General features: G+C 59.0%; 19 protein-coding genes and 1 pseudogene. 6 read left to right on the forward strand and 14 right to left on the reverse strand.

The window, feature by feature from the left end:
- Positions 1 to 73: 73 nt before the first annotated feature.
- Positions 74 to 955, reverse strand: coding sequence for a DMT family transporter (locus ACK9YZ_RS06655; RefSeq protein WP_216757786.1), 882 nt, complete (start codon positions 953 to 955; stop codon positions 74 to 76).
- A 70-nt stretch (positions 956 to 1,025) separates the two neighbouring features.
- Entirely contained in the window at positions 1,026 to 1,487 is a 462-nt protein-coding gene (locus ACK9YZ_RS06660; RefSeq protein ID WP_216757787.1) for an Lrp/AsnC family transcriptional regulator, read from the reverse strand.
- Positions 1,488 to 1,645: 158 nt separating this feature from the next.
- Here ACK9YZ_RS06660 and ald point away from each other — a divergent pair, with 158 nt between their 5' ends.
- Positions 1,646 to 2,764 (forward strand): alanine dehydrogenase, encoded by a 1,119-nt coding sequence (gene ald, locus ACK9YZ_RS06665; protein ID WP_416066035.1) that lies wholly within the window; start codon positions 1,646 to 1,648, stop codon positions 2,762 to 2,764.
- A gap of 11 nt (positions 2,765 to 2,775) precedes the next feature.
- Here ald and ACK9YZ_RS06670 read toward each other — a convergent pair whose 3' ends face one another.
- From ACK9YZ_RS06670 to ACK9YZ_RS06690, 5 genes are all read right to left on the reverse strand, one after another.
- Positions 2,776 to 3,279: a DUF1203 domain-containing protein gene (locus tag ACK9YZ_RS06670; RefSeq protein ID WP_416066036.1), complete on the reverse strand. Its 504-nt coding sequence runs from the start codon at positions 3,277 to 3,279 to the stop codon at positions 2,776 to 2,778.
- Between the two features lie 105 nt (positions 3,280 to 3,384).
- Positions 3,385 to 3,945 carry a GNAT family N-acetyltransferase gene (locus ACK9YZ_RS06675; protein ID WP_416066037.1) on the reverse strand — a complete coding sequence of 187 codons (561 nt, stop codon included), beginning with the start codon at positions 3,943 to 3,945 and terminating at the stop codon, positions 3,385 to 3,387.
- Between the two features lie 5 nt (positions 3,946 to 3,950).
- Entirely contained in the window at positions 3,951 to 4,820 is an 870-nt protein-coding gene (gene sseA, locus ACK9YZ_RS06680; RefSeq protein ID WP_416066038.1) for a 3-mercaptopyruvate sulfurtransferase, read from the reverse strand.
- 31 nt (positions 4,821 to 4,851) lie between these two features.
- Positions 4,852 to 5,589, reverse strand: coding sequence for an alanyl-tRNA editing protein (locus ACK9YZ_RS06685; RefSeq protein WP_416066039.1), 738 nt, complete (start codon positions 5,587 to 5,589; stop codon positions 4,852 to 4,854).
- Positions 5,590 to 5,595: 6 nt separating this feature from the next.
- The gene (locus tag ACK9YZ_RS06690; protein ID WP_416066040.1) at positions 5,596 to 6,636 is read right to left on the reverse strand and encodes a cysteine synthase A; all 1,041 of its coding nucleotides are present in this window, start codon (positions 6,634 to 6,636) and stop codon (positions 5,596 to 5,598) included.
- Between the two features lie 210 nt (positions 6,637 to 6,846).
- Here ACK9YZ_RS06690 and ACK9YZ_RS06695 point away from each other — a divergent pair, with 210 nt between their 5' ends.
- Together ACK9YZ_RS06695 and ACK9YZ_RS06700 are read left to right on the forward strand one after the other, a co-directional pair.
- On the forward strand, positions 6,847 to 7,503 hold the full coding sequence (locus ACK9YZ_RS06695) for a ChrR family anti-sigma-E factor (protein WP_416066041.1): 657 nt from the start codon (positions 6,847 to 6,849) through the stop codon (positions 7,501 to 7,503).
- A 98-nt stretch (positions 7,504 to 7,601) separates the two neighbouring features.
- Positions 7,602 to 8,435: an SDR family NAD(P)-dependent oxidoreductase gene (locus ACK9YZ_RS06700; protein WP_416066042.1), complete on the forward strand. Its 834-nt coding sequence runs from the start codon at positions 7,602 to 7,604 to the stop codon at positions 8,433 to 8,435.
- Here the strand turns inward: ACK9YZ_RS06700 and ACK9YZ_RS06705 are convergent, their stop codons facing one another.
- The 5 genes from ACK9YZ_RS06705 to ACK9YZ_RS06725 all read right to left on the reverse strand — a co-directional run bounded on the left by ACK9YZ_RS06705 (position 8,436) and on the right by ACK9YZ_RS06725 (position 13,872).
- Complete coding sequence (locus ACK9YZ_RS06705; protein WP_416066043.1) at positions 8,436 to 9,695, reverse strand: class I SAM-dependent methyltransferase; 1,260 nt, start codon at positions 9,693 to 9,695, stop codon at positions 8,436 to 8,438.
- 79 nt (positions 9,696 to 9,774) lie between these two features.
- On the reverse strand, positions 9,775 to 10,635 hold the full coding sequence (locus tag ACK9YZ_RS06710; protein WP_416066044.1) for a DUF1365 domain-containing protein: 861 nt from the start codon (positions 10,633 to 10,635) through the stop codon (positions 9,775 to 9,777).
- Positions 10,632 to 11,969, reverse strand: coding sequence for an NAD(P)/FAD-dependent oxidoreductase (locus ACK9YZ_RS06715; protein WP_416066045.1), 1,338 nt, complete (start codon positions 11,967 to 11,969; stop codon positions 10,632 to 10,634). Before ACK9YZ_RS06715 ends, ACK9YZ_RS06710 begins: the two co-directional genes overlap by 4 nt.
- Positions 11,966 to 13,420: a cryptochrome/photolyase family protein gene (locus ACK9YZ_RS06720; RefSeq protein WP_416066046.1), complete on the reverse strand. Its 1,455-nt coding sequence runs from the start codon at positions 13,418 to 13,420 to the stop codon at positions 11,966 to 11,968. The genes ACK9YZ_RS06715 and ACK9YZ_RS06720 overlap by 4 nt, the downstream gene beginning before the upstream one ends.
- Before the next feature lie 128 nt (positions 13,421 to 13,548).
- A complete protein-coding gene (locus ACK9YZ_RS06725) occupies positions 13,549 to 13,872 on the reverse strand; it encodes a hypothetical protein (RefSeq protein ID WP_216757800.1) in 324 nt (107 codons plus the stop codon).
- A 228-nt stretch (positions 13,873 to 14,100) separates the two neighbouring features.
- Here ACK9YZ_RS06725 and ACK9YZ_RS06730 point away from each other — a divergent pair.
- From ACK9YZ_RS06730 to ACK9YZ_RS06740, 3 genes and pseudogenes are all read left to right on the forward strand, one after another.
- A pseudogene (locus ACK9YZ_RS06730) lies at positions 14,101 to 14,686 on the forward strand (RBBP9/YdeN family alpha/beta hydrolase).
- 88 nt (positions 14,687 to 14,774) lie between these two features.
- Positions 14,775 to 15,338: a methylated-DNA--[protein]-cysteine S-methyltransferase gene (locus tag ACK9YZ_RS06735; protein ID WP_416066047.1), complete on the forward strand. Its 564-nt coding sequence runs from the start codon at positions 14,775 to 14,777 to the stop codon at positions 15,336 to 15,338.
- 75 nt (positions 15,339 to 15,413) lie between these two features.
- A complete protein-coding gene (locus ACK9YZ_RS06740; RefSeq protein ID WP_416066048.1) occupies positions 15,414 to 15,803 on the forward strand; it encodes a RidA family protein in 390 nt (129 codons plus the stop codon).
- 80 nt (positions 15,804 to 15,883) lie between these two features.
- On the opposite strand, the gene ACK9YZ_RS06745 is transcribed toward ACK9YZ_RS06740, so the two are convergent.
- Positions 15,884 to 16,465 carry an NAD(P)H-dependent oxidoreductase gene (locus ACK9YZ_RS06745; RefSeq protein WP_416066049.1) on the reverse strand — a complete coding sequence of 194 codons (582 nt, stop codon included), beginning with the start codon at positions 16,463 to 16,465 and terminating at the stop codon, positions 15,884 to 15,886.
- The gene (locus tag ACK9YZ_RS06750; protein ID WP_416066050.1) at positions 16,462 to 17,871 is read right to left on the reverse strand and encodes an FAD-binding oxidoreductase; all 1,410 of its coding nucleotides are present in this window, start codon (positions 17,869 to 17,871) and stop codon (positions 16,462 to 16,464) included. The genes ACK9YZ_RS06745 and ACK9YZ_RS06750 overlap by 4 nt, the downstream gene beginning before the upstream one ends.

Raw genomic sequence — 17,871 nt, forward strand, 5'->3', positions numbered from 1 at the left:
AGAATTCGGGAAAAGCATAGGCCCGGAAAATTGAAATGCCTTTAGGCGCTTGTCTAAAATTGCGCCGAAAGTCTCAATTCTGCACGGTCGCCCGCCGCGCCACGACATGTTCGCGCCAGACCGTGAAGATACCCGCCGCGACCACGATGAGCGAGCCGAAGATCATGTTCAGCGTCAGCGTTTCCCCGTAGATGAGCACCCCGAGGATGGAGGCATAGACGAGTTGGATATAGGTGAGCGGCTGGACCGCGGCCGCATCGAGAGCGTCATAGGCGCGGATCAGGAAATAATGGCTCGACGTGCCGGTCAGGCAAACCGCAAGCATCCACATCCAGTCCCATCCATGGACCGGCGTCCAGTAAAAAGGCCCGGCAAGCGTCATGACGGCGGCCCCGACGACACCCGTGTAGAAGAAGCTCGTCATCGCCGAATCCTGCCGGCTCACATAACGCGTGGCGATCACGTAAAGCGCGAAGTTGAAGCATGAAACGACCGCGAGAAGCAGATTCACATCGAAAAATCCGCCTTCCGGCTTAAGGATCAGCAGCACGCCGAGAAGCCCGACACCGATCGCGGTCCAGCGGCGCCAGCCGACCTTCTCGCCGAGAAGCGGAATGGCAAGCAGTGCGACGATGATCGGGGTAGCGGCAAAGATCGCCTGCGAATGCGCAAGGCCGATCAGCGCAAAGCAGGTGATTGCCAGCACCACTTGCGTGGCAAGCAGAACACCGCGCGAAAACTGAAGAAAGGGATGTTTCGTGCGGGCGGTGGCAGCGATGCCGCCGCGCATCCTTGCAGCCAGAACCACGGTGAACAGACCGAAAGCCCAATAGCGCACCATTGTCACGAAGATGGGTGAATAGGTTGAACCAAGATGCTTCGAGATTGCGTCCTGCGCCGAAAAGATGGTGAGCGCGAGAAGCAGGAAGATATAGCCGTGGGTCTTGGATTTCATGTCTTGCCGTTGAAGCGGGAGATGCCCGCAGAGCCAAGCTAGGGCAGGGTTTCAGTCGCTTTGCAAGGGCTCAGAGGCCGACATTCGGCCTGTCGATGATTTCGCGCAGCGCAAAGCTGGAGTTGATCTTCACCACATGCGGCAACGCCGAAAGCCAGTCGCGATGGATACGCTCATAATCTTCCAGGTCACGTGCGGCGACCCGCAGGATATAGTCGTACTCCCCGGACATCAGGTAGCAAACGAGCACGTTCGGACAGCGCTTCACTGCCGCCTCGAATTCCGACAGCGTCTTGGCGAATTGGCCGGACAGCGAGATATGCACGATGGCGATCATCTTGTAGTCGAGCGCCTTATGCGAAACCCGCGCATGATAGCCGCCGATGACACCACTCTTTTCGAGAATGTCGAGCCGCCGAGAACAGGCGGAAGGCGACAGTCCCACCTTGTTAGCAAGCTCCGCATTGGTGATACGCGCGTTGATCTGCAACGCCTTCAGAATCGCAAGATCGATATTATCGAGGTCAGACATTCGAAGAACCTTCGAAAAATAGAGAAGTGACGCAATAATCTTCGAAAATTTGCATCAAGGCAAATCCTCTTTGCAAGGACATTTCGTGGCCGTGGTGCTTGGATTTAGAGGCAAGAAAACGCTCCGCGGAATGCGGACATAAAATGAGAGGAACGCGAATGCGTGTCGGCTGCCCGAAGGAAATCAAGAACCATGAATATCGCGTCGGTCTGACGCCGGCTTCGGTAAGAGAATATGTCGCCCACGGCCATGAGGTCTGGGTGGAAACGAAGGCAGGCGCCGGCATTGGTGCCGATGATGCCGCCTATGTGGCTGCTGGCGCAAAGATCGCCGCCTCGGCCAGGGATATCTTCGAAAAGTGCGACATGATCGTCAAGGTCAAGGAGCCCCAGCCTTCGGAATGGGCGCAGCTCCGCGACGGTCAGCTTCTTTACACCTACCTGCATCTCGCGCCCGATCCGGAACAGACCAAGGGCCTGCTCGCCTCCGGCGTCACGGCAATCGCCTATGAGACGGTGACCGACGATCGGGGTGGCCTGCCGCTCTTGGCGCCGATGTCCGAAGTCGCCGGCCGTCTTTCGATTCAGGCCGGCGCCACTGCACTGCAGAAGGCCAATGGCGGCCTCGGAATCCTGCTCGGTGGCGTGCCCGGCGTTCTGCCGGCCAAGGTTGCCATCATCGGCGGCGGCGTCGTCGGCCTGCATGCGGCCAAGATGGCTGCCGGTCTCGGTGCTGATGTCAGCATTCTCGACAAGTCACTGCCGCGCCTGCGCCAGCTGGACGACATCTTCAATGGCCGGATCCATACGCGCTATTCCAGCATCCAGGCCCTGGAAGAAGAGGTCTTCTCCGCCGATCTCGTCATCGGTGCGGTGCTGATCCCCGGTGCTGCCGCGCCGAAGCTCGTTACCCGCGAAATGCTATCGGGCATGAAGAAGGGTTCGGTCATCGTCGACGTTGCCATCGACCAGGGCGGCTGCTTCGAAACCTCGCATGCGACGACGCATTCCGAGCCGACCTATGTCGTCGACGGCGTCGTGCATTATTGCGTCGCCAACATGCCGGGTGCCGTTCCGGTCACCTCTGCTCACGCGCTGAACAATGCCACGCTCGTCCACGGTCTGGCGCTCGCCGATCGCGGCCTGCGCGCCATTGCCGAGGACAAGCACCTGCGCAACGGCCTGAACGTCCATCGGGGGCGCATCACCAGCAAGCCGGTTGCCGAGGCCTTGGGCTATGAAGCCGTAGCCCCGGAAAGCGCGCTGAACGTGGCGTAACTCACTCAAGGTCATATCAGGGCGTCGGCTTCCGCCGGCGCCTTTACTTTGTCGATGCGGCATTGATAGCAATTGTTGCGCGCCGAGCGCACATGCACATAGGCGATACCCGGCCGCGTGAGCAATTCGCCCGCGTAGGCAGGAATTTTCTCGATGGGCGTGACTGCACCGGTGCCGTAAACGATCCTGTCGTTCTCGCCATAGCCGCGGACGATAAAATCCGAGCTCGTGGTCAGGACGGGAGGTAGAATCTCGTCGGCAAAATAGCGCTGGCAGGGCTGCTTATGCAGGAAGATCGGCCCAGTCTCGGCATAGGGCTGCAGTTCCGGAAAGGGCCGATAGGCGAAGACGAGTAGTTCTTCTCCAGCGCCGATATTCTGCAGGCAGTGACGGCAGGGATGGCCCGTACCATCGGAAATCATTGTCTCCGGTAAACGATCGTAGGCGTCGCCGCCGCCGCTCCACAGCGCTTCTGCATCTCTTGTCGGCATAGCGGAAAACTGAATGTTGGTCATGGCAAATCTCCTTTTGAGCTTTGCCATAATGTCTGCGCTGAAGCTCAGCCAAGCCACCCGATTCTTGCCTGAAATCGGCAAGGCCTGGGTTCGGGTGCAACGCAATCAGCTTCTTCTGGCTAGTTCCAGCAGTTCCTTGTCGCTCAGTGGCCTGACGATCCCGGTTCCCGTGGAAACGGGAGAGAAGCCGAACATCTGATAGAGCTGCAATGCGCGCGGATGATCGAGATTGTTGGTCGTCGTCGTGACCTTCTTCGGATTCAGCGTCCAGATGGCGTAGAGCGCCTGAAGCAGGAACCATTTGCCGATGCCGAGGCCGAGCGCGTGCTCGAAGAGCCCGAAATGGGAAAGCTCGATCGTATCCTCGTCCTCGCAAAGATACTCGTAGAAGCCGGCGGGCGCGCCGTTGACATAGAGCACGCTGATATTGTTGCGCTTGTCATGGAGTACAGCCGTTAGTTCCTCGTCGCTCATCCTCAACCGGTCGACCCACTGCCAGCGTGCGCCGACCTGACGGTAGAGATAGCGATAGAAGGCGAGCGGAATGCCAGGCGCGCGCATGATTGCCGTCTGGATATTGACGGGCACGGGCAGGCTTGCCTTCGGCGGCGCAACCATTTCAAGCCGCGTGATATGGGCCTTGAGCGAGGCGGGCGTCTTTCCCATGGGCGTCAGGCTTTGGCCGGTTCGGGCGGGCCGGTGACGACGGGCGTGTCCTCACGGCTGCCCCATTCGCTCCAGGAGCCGTCATAGAGCTTGTTGTCGGTATGCCCCAGCGACTCCAGCGCCAATGTAATGATCGCGGCGGTAATGCCCGATCCGCAGGAGGTGACGACTGGCTTGGAAAGGTCGATACCGGCATCCTCGATCGTCTGCTTCAGTTCCGGCAGCGATTTGAAGCGACCTTGATTGGCGAAGATGCCTGAAGGCAGGCTGCGGGCACCGGGCATATGGCCGGAGCGCATGCCGGCACGCGGTTCCGGCTCGCTGGCGGCGAAACGGCCGGCGCTGCGGGCATCGGCGATCTGCAGGGCCGCACTCGAAACGATATCGCGCATCTGGTCGAGATGGACGACGCGGCTGGCGTCGTAATTCGTCTTGAAGGTTGCCGGTGCATAGCGTGGCACTTCGGTTTCGAGCGGTCGTCCTTCGGCCTTCCAGCCGTCCAATCCGCCGTCGAGCACGAAAACGTTCTTTGCGCCCATCACCCGGAACAGCCACCAGACACGCGGCGAGGCGAACATGCCGATGCCGTCATAGACGACGATGCGATCATTCTCGCTGATGCCGAGCTTGCCGGCTTCCGCCGCGAAATAATCAGGCGAGGGGATCGTGTGGGGCAGGTTCGTCGAGTGATCGGCGATCTTGTCCTGGTCGAAGCGGATCGCGCCGGGAATATGCCCGCCGGCATATTCCGCATCGGCATCACGCTTCTGTGCCGGAAGATAGAAGGATGCGTCGAGGACGCGCAGGTCCGGCTTGCCGAGTTCAGCCTGCAGCCAGTCGGCTGAGACGACGAAACGGCTCTTGGTGTCGCTCATGATGATCTCCCCAGATATCAGGATTCGGCTATCAGGCTTCGTTGCCGGGCGTGCCGAAGCGAATGCGGAAACGCCGGTTCTCTTTGCCTTTCTTCTCGATCTTGGCAATATGAATTTGGCCGACTTCTTGTGTTTCCGAGACATGCGTGCCGCCGCAGGGCTGGCTGTCGATGGCGGAATTCTCGCCGATGCAGACGAGGCTGACGCGGCCGAGTCCAATAGGCGGGCGCACATTTTTCGATTTGACGATGCCGGGATTGGCCGCAAGCTCCTCGTCCGTAATCCACTGAAGATAGACCGGATGGTTCTGGTTGACGAGATCCATGAGCTTGGCCGTCACATCGTCCTTGTCGATCGTGTCGGTCATGTCGAAGTCGACGCGGCTTTCCTCCTCGCCGACGGCCGCCCCCGTGATCGGATAGGAACAGACGACGGACAGGAGATGGCAGGCCGTGTGCATGCGCATCAGCTTGTAGCGGCGCGGCCAGTCAATGTGCAGCACCAGCTTCTCGCCGATTTCGGGCAGCGCCTGACCTTCCAGCGGCATATGAATGACGATGTCCTTGGTCGCGCCATGTTTCGCCTGGCCAAGCTCCACATTGGAGCCGTCGCCACGTTCGAAGAAGCCGGTATCGCCCGGCTGCCCGCCCGATGTTGCATAGAAGCAGGTCTGGTCCAGCTCAATGCCCCCGTCCTCGTGAACGGCCGTGACGACCGCTTCGCATGTGGATAGATAGAAGTCGTCACGGTAAAGGGCATTGACTGGCATCGGGGCTCACGCTGCGGGTTCGTAGGGTATTTTGATATCCGTCGAGCCGACCATCCATTCGGGAATGGGAAGACCCTTGGATGACAGGAAATCCGGATTGAAGAGCTTAGACTGATAGCGGTTGCCATAGTCGCAGAGGATTGTCACGATCGTGTGGCCGGGGCCAAGATCCCTGGCGAGGCGCACTGCGCCGGCAATGTTGATCGCCGTGGAGCCGCCAAGGCAGAGCCCCTCATGCTCGACGAGATCGAAGAGATAGGGAAGCGCCTCGGCATCGGTGACGCGATAGGTAAAGTCCGGCGTGAAGCCTTCGAGATTGGCGGTGATGCGTCCCTGGCCGATGCCTTCTGTTATCGAAGAGCCCTCGGATTTCAGCGCGCCATTCTTGTAGAATTCGTAGAGCGCCGCACCCTCGGGATCGGCAATGCCGATCTTGATATCCTTGTTGAAACCCCTGAGACCTGCGGCGACGCCGGCAAGCGTGCCGCCGGAGCCGACCGAGCAGACAAAGCCGTCGACCTTGCCATCCGTATCTTTCCAGATCTCGGGTGCGGTGGTTTCGATATGGGCCTGGCGGTTGGCGACGTTGTCGAACTGGTTGGCCCAGATCGCGCCGTTCGGCTCGCTCTTGGCAAGCTGCTCGGCAAGGCGGCCCGAAACCTTCACATAATTGTTCGGGTTCTTGTAGGGAACGGCCGGAACTTCCACGAGCTCGGCGCCGAGCAGCCGCAGCGCATCCTTCTTTTCCTGGCTCTGCGTTTCCGGAATGACGATCACGGTGCGATAGCCGAGCGCCTTGGCGACCACCGTCAGGCCGATGCCGGTATTGCCCGCCGTGCCCTCGACGATGACGCCGCCGGGCTTCAGCAGCCCTTTCTTCTCGGCATCACGGATGATGTAGAGCGCCGCTCGGTCCTTCACAGATTGGCCGGGATTGAGGAATTCGGCCTTGCCGAGAATGGTGCAGCCGGTCGCCTCGGAAACACCCTTGAGCTTGATGAGGGGCGTATTGCCGATAGCCTTGATTACGGAGGGGTGGAAGGTCATGGAATCTGCCTCGTTTACGCATAGTTTAGGAACGGTCTTTTCCCTTCACAAGGCGGCATTGGCAAGAAATCCTATTCCATGCCTTTCAAGACCACGATAAAATTAGTCTTCCATTTCTAGCCTTTCGCCCAGCCCGGGCAAGCAGTGATCCGAAGATTGACTTTCGGCGTATGGATGACGACAAAGCAAGCACGGGCGCAGGAACAAGGCGTGACTGAATCTGACATGGTTCACGAGCATATCGACACGATCGATGCATTGATGGCGCACTATGTCGCTGGCTCCCTTCCGAAGCCGGCCCGCGTACTCGTGGAATCCCATCTCGAAATGAAGCCGGACAATCGCGGCCTGGTGGCTGACCTCGAACGGCTGGCTGGAGAAGCTCTGGAGAGCACGCCAGCAAGCCCGATCAGCGACCGCGATGCGAAGCTTGCGGCAATCTTCGGCTCGAAGGCTCCTGCTGCCTCGAAGCTCCCTTCACGTCCGCAAGGCGCTCTTTTCCCGCGCGCCCTGCGCAACCTCATCGGTTTCGAAGCCGATGACGTGCCGTGGCGCAAGCGCCTTCCGGGCTTCAAGGAATATGCGACCGATATCGACGGCTGCGAGGTCAGCCTGATGTGGATACGGCCGGGTCGTGCACTGCCTGCACATACGCATGCGGGCATGGAACTGATCCTCATCCTCGATGGCGCTTTCCGCGACGAGCGCGGCCTTTTCGGGCCGGGAGATATCTCGGTTGCGGATGCCTCCGTCGACCATCGCCCCGTCGCCGAAATGGACAGGCCCTGCATCGCCTTTGCCGTTTCTGACGGCCCGATCAAGCTCACCGGCTCCTTTCGGCAGATCATTGGTGACCTCATCGGCTGAAAGCAGCCATAATGCTGTGATAGAGCCATGGTCCCGGGGGAGATGAGGAGCTTCCGGGCCTGTGTTCGTGTTCAAATCGGCAGACCGGAGGAAGTGTCATGCGTAATTTCATCGCCCGTCCTGAGCATGGTATCGTCTGGATTTCCGGTGCGAGTTCCGGAATAGGCCGAGCGCTGGCGCTGAAGCTCGCAGACGAGGGATACAGGGTCGCCGTCACCGCCCGCAATCACGAAAAACTGGTGGAATTGCAGCTCGAGGCGGCCGGATTGGCTGGCAGCGTCATCGTTCTCGATGGCGATGTGACCGATGCCGAAGACATGGAACATGTCATGGCCTCGATCGAATATGAGCACGGTGCGCTCGCCATGGCGATCCTGTGTGCAGGCGTCTATCAGCCTGTCCACGGCGAGGATCTGAACCGGGCAGATTTCGAGAAGACTTTTGCCGTCAACCTCTCAGGCGTCGTCAATTGCCTGCTGCCGGCGGTCCGCCACATGAAGACGAAGGGGCAGGGTCAGATCGCCATCGTTTCCTCGGTCACGGGTTACACGGGATTGCCGACCAGCGCCGCCTACGGCGCGACCAAGGCTGCCCTGATCAACATGGCCGAAAGCCTGAAATTCGATCTCGACAAGATCGGCATCCGCATCCAGCTCATCAATCCGGGTTTCGTCGACACGCCGGCAACGCGCAAGAATGCCTTTCCCATGCCGGCACTGGTTTCGCCTGAGACGGCGGCAGAGCGCATTGCGGCGGGTCTCAAGTCGCAGGCGTTCGAGATCACCTTCCCGAAGCGCTTCACCTATGTGCTGAAGTTCCTGCGGCTCTTGCCTTACGGTTTCTATTTCGCACTGGTGAACCGCTTCACCGGTTGGGGCGAGCGGCCTGCCAACTCCAGTCGTCGCCCGGTGACGCCGCATCCGGCCGAATGATCAAGGCCGCGAAAAGACCACCTGCCGCACATCGATGTTGCGGGCACGAAAGCCTGCCTCGCAATAGAAGAGGTAGAATTCCCAGAGCCGCTTGAACCGGTCGTCGAAACCCATCGGCCGGAGCTTGTGCCAGACGGACCAGAAGCGCTCGCGCCATTCCGACAGCGTACGGGCATAATCGAGGCCGAAGCCAAAGTCTTTGACCAGTGACAAGTCCAATTTCTTGCCGAGTTCGGCAAGGTGGTGGCGCGTCGGCAGCATGCCGCCGGGGAACACATATTTCTGGATGAAATCCGGATTGCTGCGATATTGCTCAAAGGCCTCGGGACGAATGGTGATGATCTGCAGTCCCGCCTTGCCGCCCGGCTTCAGGCATTGTTTGAGCTTGGAAAAATAGGCCGGCCAGTATTTCTCGCCAACAGCCTCGAACATCTCGATGGAAACAATGCGATCGTAGACACCGGTCTCGTCGCGATAGTCCTGGAAGCGGAAATCAACCTTGTCGCTGAGCCCTGCCTTGCTGATGCGCGCCTGCGCGAAGGCAAGCTGCTCGCGACTGATCGTCAGGCCCGTCACCCGGCAATTCAGTTCGCTTGCCGCGAACTCGGCAAAGCCGCCCCAGCCGGAGCCGATTTCCAGCACGTGATCGCCGGGCTTGATGCCGGTTGCCTCCGCCAAAGCGCGATATTTCGCATTCTGCGCCGACTGCAGGTCGTTGGCACCGGTCGAATAGAGCGCTGAGGAATAGGTCATGCTCGGATCGAGCCATTGCTTGTAGAAATCGTTGCCGAGGTCGTAATGGGCCGAGATATTGCGCTTCGAGCCCGTCTTGGTGTTGGCATTCATCCAGTGGCGGATACGCTCGACGAAGCGGCCGACGCCGCGCTTGCCATGCGCGTAGCTGTACGCCGCTTCGCCATTGACGAGGAAAAGCTCGAGGAAGGCAGTAATATCAGGGCTGTCCCAATCGCCGTCCATATAGGTCTCAGCGACACCGATCGTGCCGCTGGTCAGAGCCCGGTCTGCAAGGTTCCAGTTTCGAAGCGTCAACGCGGCGTCAGGTCCGGCAGCCTTGCCCTTGATGAACACCTTGCGCCCGTCGGGCAGCGTGACCGTAAGGGAGCCGTGTTGCATGCGCATCAGGCCGCGCAGCGCAAGCTTCGCCTTAAAGGGCAGGCCTTTGACGATGCGCGAAATATTCTCTGCCGTCAGAGTCACCGCGTCCCGGGCAGATTGATTCAAATCCTGCATATTGCTCACCGTCCATCCTCCCGTATTTTTTTGGCCGGTCAGGACGATGCTTGCGCCTCTCCTCCGGCGATTGCAGCAAACGCTAGATTCATTCCGCAGCTTCTGCAAGCCGGCTTGCCGGCTTCACGCTGATAGGTGGGGGAGGTGGTGGCCGGCGAACGTAGATGGCGCCTTTAAGCCAGAGTTTCAGAGCCTCCCAGTGAATCCCGGCCATGATCTTGATGGTTAGGAAGGGAATGGCTGTGAGAAGATAACCGAGTGTCCAGCTAGCCAGAGGCTTTTTCCGGCCGCTGAATGTGGCTGCAAGAAGCGGTCCTTCGGCATCGGTTTCCAGGATGCGCCAGCGGATTTCCTGGCCGGGCGGGAGCATGCGGAAATGATAGCGCATGCCGACACCAATGAAGGGAGAGACATAAAAGAGCTTGTCGCAGGTCTGGCGAAGACCGCTTTCGAAAACTTCATTCTCCTCGACAGGGCAGACATAACTATGCCGCTCGCCGAATGTGTTGCGCACCTCGTAGATCAGCGCAATCAAGGCATCCCTGTTGTCATAGGCATAATAGACCGAAAGGGGATTGAAGACGTAGCCTAGTATCCGCGGATAACAGACGAGCAGGATTTTGGCCGGTCGTTCGACACAGGCATCCGCAAGCAGGCGATCGGCATAGGAGCGCAGCTTTCCACCTACCGCATGGTCCTCTTCATAGAACGAGACGAGATTGCTTCGGTTGACCGAAAACAGCACCGACTGGCCGTTGGCTTCCTCCAGCCGATCGAGATCGATAGACAGTGAAAAGACCCGATACCGGAAGCGATGGCCGAATGGTTTCATGCGCTGATGCATGACATCGCCCACATAAAGCACTGCCGGAGCCTCCGGCGGCGGGCCGTTTCGCGTCACGCTGACACCATACCTTGTTGCACGGGGGCTTGTGCGAGACGCCGTCATGCCATCGCTTCCAGTATGGCCTCAGGGGAGGAAGGCCGGGCAGTCCGCCAGGGTGCGATCCCGCCCAGCGCCTCCGCCGCCGCAAGACCGGAGACGAGTCCATCCTCATGGAATCCATATCCGGTCCAGGCGCCCGCGAAATAGCAATTGTTTCTTCCTTGAATTGTAGCAATCGCCCGCTGCGCGGCCATCGCTTCAGCAGAAAATTGCGGATGCTCGTAAGTGAATTCGGCAAAGACCTTGCGGCACTCCGGTTCGCGATCCGGATTGAGTGTGACGAACAGCGGAAAGTTCGGGTCGATGCCCTGCAGCCTGTTCATCCAGTAGGTCACAGCCACGCCAGCCTTGCCGTCGGCATGGCTGGAGCGCAGATAGTTCCAGGATGCCCAGACGTTGCGCCGCTTCGGCATCAGGCCGGTATCACGGTGAAGCACCACGCGGTTCGGTTGATACGGTACGGCAGCAAGCAATCGCTTTTCCTGATCCGTCGCATCGGTCAGCAGCCGCGCTGTCTGATCGCTGTGGCAGGCAAAGATCACCTTGTCGAAGAAGGCCTCGGTGCCGTCCTCATCGATGAGGGTCGCACCCTTGTCATCACGGATAATGCCACGCACGCCGCAGCCAAGTTTCAATTTGTCCCCAAGTGGTGATAGGAGTTTTTTCAGATAGTTGCGGCTGCCGCCGGTCACCGTGCGCCACTGATGTTGACGGCGATAGATAAGCCGGTGATTGTCGAAGAAATTGACGAAGTGTTCGGCGGGAAATTGCAGCATGCGCGCTGATGGCGTCGACCAGATCGCGGCCGCCATCGGCACCAGATAGTTGTTGGTGAAACCGGGTGAGAAGCCGCGCCAGTCGAGGTAATCGCCGATCGAGCGAGAGGCGAGATGACCGGCCGCCCGATCCTGCAGGCAGGTACGATTGAACCGCAATATTTCGCGGATCATCCAGAGAAAGGAGGGGTTCAGCAAATTGCGCTTCTGCGCGAATATCGACGACAGCCGGCCGCCGCTCCATTCCAGCCTGCCCTGATCCAGCGACAGTGAAAAGCTCATGTCGCTCGCATGCGTGGCGACGCCGAGCTCTGCTAAGAGCGCGGTCAGATTGGGATAATTGTGCTCGTTGTAGACGATGAAGCCGGTATCGACTGGAATGTTCAGCCCGTCATAGTCGACATCGACCGTTGCCGTATGGCCGCCCGGCCGGACATCCTTCTCATAAAGCGTCACGTCATGGACAGGGTTGAGCGCCCAGGCGGCAGATGCACCCGATATGCCCGACCCTATTACGGCGACCTTGAGGCGGCGTGGCAGCGAAGGAACATGTGCGTTCATGCTGCATCCTTCATGGCGTTATAGACCTTTAAAGCCCGACGGCGCGCCGTGGCGTGATCGACGATGGGTCTGGGATAGGTTTCGCCAAGCGTGATACCGGCTTTATCAAGCACGTTTTCAGGGGCTTCGAATGGCCGGTGGATATATGTGTCGTCGAGCTTTTCGAGTTCCGGCACGAACTGCCGGATGTAGCTGCCATCCGCATCGAACTTCTCGCCCTGAAACACCGGATTGAAGATGCGGAAGAAGGGAGAGGCATCTGCACCCGATCCTGCCACCCACTGCCAACTCGCCGCATTATTGGCCGGGTCGGCATCGACAAGCGTGTCGCGGAACCAGGCCTCCCCGCGGCGCCAGTCGACAAGCAGATCCTTGATGAGAAACGAGGCGGTGATCATCCGAACGCGGTTGTGCATCCAGCCATGGCGCCAGAGCTGGCGCATGCCGGCATCGACGATGGGATAGCCTGTTTGGCCATTGCACCAGGCGTGAAAGCCATCGTCATCCTGGCGCCAGCCGAAGCCGTTGAAACTGTCGTTCCAATTATCTCTTGCCAGCTCCGGAAAATGGAAGAGCAGATGGTAGGAGAATTCCCGCCATACCAATTCCTTGCGAAAGCGCACGATGTCATCGGAGGAAATCTTGCGCGAAAGTCCTTTCGTGGCCTCCCAGATGCGCGCCGGCGAGATTTCTCCCAGCGCCAGATGCGGAGAGAGCAGGGATGTTGTCGTCTTTCCGGGAAATTCGCGATCGGCCGAATAGCCACGAAGGCCACCTTCGATGAAATCCTGCAGCCTTTCCTGCGCGGCTGCTTCGCCCGGTGTCCACATATCGGGAAAGGATTTTGCCCAGTTCGGTCCGTGCGGCAGGAGCTTCCATGAGACGAGCGTTTCGGAGGCCGGAAACTGCTCGGGGAAACGATATCGTTCCGGGGCATCGATCGGTGATACCGGCTCTCCTTCGCCTTCGAGCGCCCGCCAGAAAGGCGTGTAGACACGATACGATGTGCCAGTCGAGGTCTTGACCTTGGTCGGCTCATGCAGGAGTTGGCCACTGAAGCTGCGTGCTTCGATCGCCTGTTTTTCCAGTTCGTGTTTGAGGCGCATATCGATCGCGATGCCTGGCGGATCGTAGCGGCGGTTCCAGAACACCGCTTTCGCACCACTTCGCGTTATGATGTCCGCCAGTGCATCACGGGCATGGCCACTTACCAGAATAAGTTTGCCGTCATGCTTTCTTAGGGCTGCATCGAGAGCATGCAACGAATGGTGCAGCCACCAGGCCTGAGCGGAGCCAAGCGGCCCCGTGCCCTCTTCGTCGGGTTCGCGAATATAGAGCGGAATGACCGGTCGCCCCGATGTGCATGCCGCATGCAGAGCCTTGTTGTCGTCAAGGCGCAGATCCTTGCGAAACCAGACGATCACCGGTCTTGCAGCAGTCTCCCGTGCCAATGGCTGCTCCCTGTCTTTTCTCTGGGGCTGTTACGGAAGTACGAGGCAATCGGATCAACAGTTTCAGCATGCGCGCATGAAAAAGGCCGGTCGAGCCGGCCTCTCTCAATGAATGGATCTTTGCCCGATCAATTGTCATATTCGCGGCATGCCTCACTGATCGAAGCGCCGCTTTCACCGCCGCGCGTATCGATGCCCGTGTTCTGCTGCGGCATTCCCGGGCACTCGATTGCCTGGCCCCCGATGCTCTGTGTCATGGTCGGGTCTACCGGACCTGCGGGAACCGGATGGATGCCGTTGCTGTCACTCGTATAGTCGGACGAGTAATTGCCCGAATTGGGGTCCGTGGAACCGCCATTGGTCGGTCCGATGGTGTCGGGATTGGACTGGGCAAATGCCGACGACGTCATGCCGATGGCAAGCAGCGATGCGGCGATAAGGGATTTACGCATGGAGTTATCCTCCTTCGATTTCATCTATGGTGACATTCCCCTAATCCCTCAGCGACCTCCTTGTTCCGAAATTTGATCGGAGCGGTTGCGGCGACAATGACTTAGGCGATGGATTTTCCAGCTCTCGTGTGGGTTTTGGAGCTTTGTTTCTTTAGTCTATCGATTGCATGGATAATTCTGATGGAGCAGCGTCGCAGCAGATTGCTGCGCATTCGCCAGGAGATAGCAATGACAGAAATCCTGATCGTTCCGGGTCTGTTCGGTTCCGACGAGGGGCATTGGCAGCACTATTGGCTTGATGATGTGCCGCAGAGCCGGCTGATAGAACAGGATGATTGGAACCATGCTCGTCTCGATCACTGGATGGAGCGGCTGGAACAGGCACTGCTGGAGGCGGGAGAAGCATATATGGTTGCCCATAGTCTCGGCTGTACCCTGACAGCAAGGCTCGCCGACCGGCCATTGGCCCCCAGGGTAAAGGGAGCGCTGCTGGTCGCCCCGTGCGATTTGCCGGCGACTGAGGCTGCATCCCGGTTCGCTAGCCTTCGGCCCCATGCCCACAAACCCGCTTCCGTTTCCGAGCCTCACCATCGGTAGCCTCGACGATAAGTACATGTCGCTCGACCGTTTGAGTTTCTACACCCGCCTCTGGAAAACCGAGGTCCGCAATATCGGTCTTGCAGGCCATATCAACATTGCCAGCGGTTTCGGCCGCTGGACCGGCGGCTACGCATTGTTCGATGCGGTAAAAGGCAAGGCGAAGGCAAAGAGACCGCAGATATCCACGTTTGCTGCAACTGCCGCATTGGCGTGACGCTTTATCGGGGCATGAGCAAGAAACGGGTTGAACCTAAGCTTCCGCGGTACGATTCTAATGACCAACGGAACGTGAGGGCTTCACCATGGCTCAGAAAGTGCATCAATACCTGATCTTCGAAACCGCCGGTGGCTTTTGCGGCATCGCCTGGAGCGATGCCGGCGTGACGCGATTCCAGCTGCCGACAAAGAGCGCCGAATCGACCGAACGCTTGCTGTTGCGCCGTTTGCCGGTTGCTGAATCGGGCGCACCGACGCCACTGATTCAGGAGGCGGTTGCCGCTGTGAAGCGCTATTTCGAAGGCGAGGAAATCGACTTCTCCAGCGTGCCTGTCGATCTCGACGGTCAGGACGAATTTTTCCGCAATATCTATGCCGCCGCGCGCCGCATCGGTTGGGGCCATACGACGACTTATGGCACGCTTGCCAGGGAGCTCGGAGCAGGGCCGGAAGCCGCGCGGGATGTGGGGCAGGCGATGGCAAAGAACCCAGTCGCGCTCATCATCCCCTGCCATCGCGTGCTTGCCGCAGGCGGCAAGATCGGAGGTTTTTCCGCACCCGGCGGTTCGACCTCCAAGCTTCGCATGCTGGAGCTCGAAGGCGTGCAGGTCGGCCCGCCTGCGCCGGCTCAACAATCGTTGGATTTTTGAGGGCGTAGCGCAAGCAAGTGCTTGGAATGTGTTGAGAAACCTCGCTATAAATCTCCGTCTGTAGCGAGGTTTTTCATGAAGAAGATTTTCAACCCGCCATCCGTCCGCCGTCCCTTCGGGAATTACAATCACGGCCTTCTCGTGCCGCCGGGCGCGTCCCTGCTGGTCACGTCAGGTCAACTTGGAATCAGCCTCGATGAAAAAATCCCTGACGATGTGACGGCACAGGCCGAGATCTGCTTCGAAGCGATCAAGGCGATCCTTGCCGAGGCCGAGATGAGTTTCGCCGATGTCATCCGCATTTCCGGTTTCGTGACGAAGCGTGAGGATTTTCCGGCTTATATGGCGGTGCGCGACCGGTTCACGCTCGACCCAAAACCTGTCTCGACGCTCATCATCGTCAGCGGCTTTACCCGGCCTGAATTTCTGGTCGAAGTAGAAGTCACGGCCGCAAAGGTCGTTTGACCTCTACGGCTTGATCGTAAGCTCTGCGTGAAAACAAAGGGATAGAGCATTTCCGAAATTCGAAGAAAAACGGAAATTCTCTAGAAGCGTTCCATCGCGGTCTGCACCTTGGCGAGAAATGCTGCCCGCGTTTCCGGCGTGCAGTTGTTCATGTCGTAATGGGCGAGAAAGGTGACCGGTTTGAGCGGGTTGATCTGCGCCCGCAGAACCCGTTTCACGATCTTTTTCGGGGGATTGCCGGCGACAAAGGCACGGAAAGGTGTCGCGCCATAGGTCAGCACCGCTCCGAGCTTTTTGATATGGCGCAGGCGCGATTCAACCTTGCCGTCCACGAGTTCGAAGGAGACGCCGGGAAGCCAGACTCGATCGAAATAACCCTTGAGGATGGCCGGGAAACCGAAGTTCCACACCGGTGTGCAGATGACCAGCGCCTCGGCCTGCCTCAGTCTGTCGACATAGGGTTTTACCAGAGACGTATTCTCCGGATAGTCGTGATAGACCAGCCGGTCATGCTGGGAGAGAACGGGATCGAATTTTTCGGCATAGAGATCGCAGGCGTCCACCTCATGCCCGGCCCTGGCAAGGCTCTCCAGGGTCTGCCTGTAGAGCGCTTTGCCATAGCTTTCCTCGACCGGGTGCGAGTGGAGGACGAGAACCCTCATGAGGCCTCCATGACGGCCGCAAGACCGGGGAAGAGGTAATTCTTGCCGGCGTTGAAGTCGAAATTGGGATTCTCCCAGGCGATCATCTTGCCGGGGTTGAGCAACCCCTTCGGGTCGGTCTCATGCTTGAAGGCGAGCTGTACCTTGTCGGTGCGCTTCATGCCGCCTTCTTCCAGCGTATAGCGGTGCGGGTTGAAGATTGGGCAGCCGTGGTCCTGGTGGATCTTGATGATTTCTTCCAGCCGTTCCTCTGTCGTGTAGCGTACCAGCGGCAGGCCCGAGCACTGGATCTGCCCGTCGAACCTGATGAATTCGAGATGACCCGGCACCTCATCGCCGAAAATCTCCACCATCTTCTTCACCTTGGCGACATGATCCGGCCCCGGATACTGCACCTGTAGATACGTGAAGTTGGGATCGACCTTGAGCGCACGCAGCGTCGTATGGTTCCAGGCAAGCTCATAGGCATGCGGAATGCCGCGCATGCTCTCGACCTTGTCGGAGCGGAACATGATCTCACCCTTCTGAGCTGCGGTAAACGCAAGGAAGGCATCCATGGAATGCGGCGCAATCATCAGCACGACAATCGACTGGCCCTGACGGATATAGGGCTTGTGCCGCGTGAAATAGTCATGCGGGATGGGAGCGGCGATCGGCGCGATTTCCTTGACGAGAATTCCGTTGCACTTCGCCAGCGCATCGGAGAAGCGCACCGCATCCATGAAGTCGTCATAGCCGACGAGGACATCCACCCAGTCGTAGGCGGGTGCGAGCGGCATTTCGATTTCCGTAATGATGCCGTTGGTGCCATAGGCGTGGCTGACTTTCTGCAGGTCCCAGCCGGTGAGATCGAGCACCCGCGGTTCCGCCTCCATGGTCACGACGCGCAGGCGTAAGATATTGCCAAGGTCGCGCAATCCGCCCCAGGTGATCGATCCCACACCGCCAGAACCGCCGGCAATGAAACCGCCGATCGTCGCCATCTGGGCGGTCGAGGGGTGGAAGCGCAATTCCTGGCCGGAATGCGCCTTGGTCTGCTTGTCGAGCTGGGCGATCACGATACCGGGTTCGCAGATGACGCGACCGGGATGGATCTCCTTGATCTTGTCCATGGCGGCAAGGTTCAGGATGATGCCGCCGGAAAGCGGCATGGCCTGGCCGTAATTGCCGGTGCCGCCGCCGCGCGGGGTCACTGGGATGCCATGGGCATAAGCGACCTTCAGCGTCTGAATGACCTCGGCCTCATTCTTTGGTGTGACGACGATATCGGCCGTCACATTGTCGAGCTGTGCCTTCAGGATCGGCGAATACCAGTAAAAATCCCGGCTCTTCTGGCGAACGAGCGCCGGATTGTCCTCGATCGCGATGCCTTCGAGTTCTCTTTTGATCTTCTGATAATCGGCCAT

Source organism: Rhizobium sp. ZK1 (assembly GCF_047782645.1).
Lineage (GTDB): Bacteria > Pseudomonadota > Alphaproteobacteria > Rhizobiales > Rhizobiaceae > Rhizobium.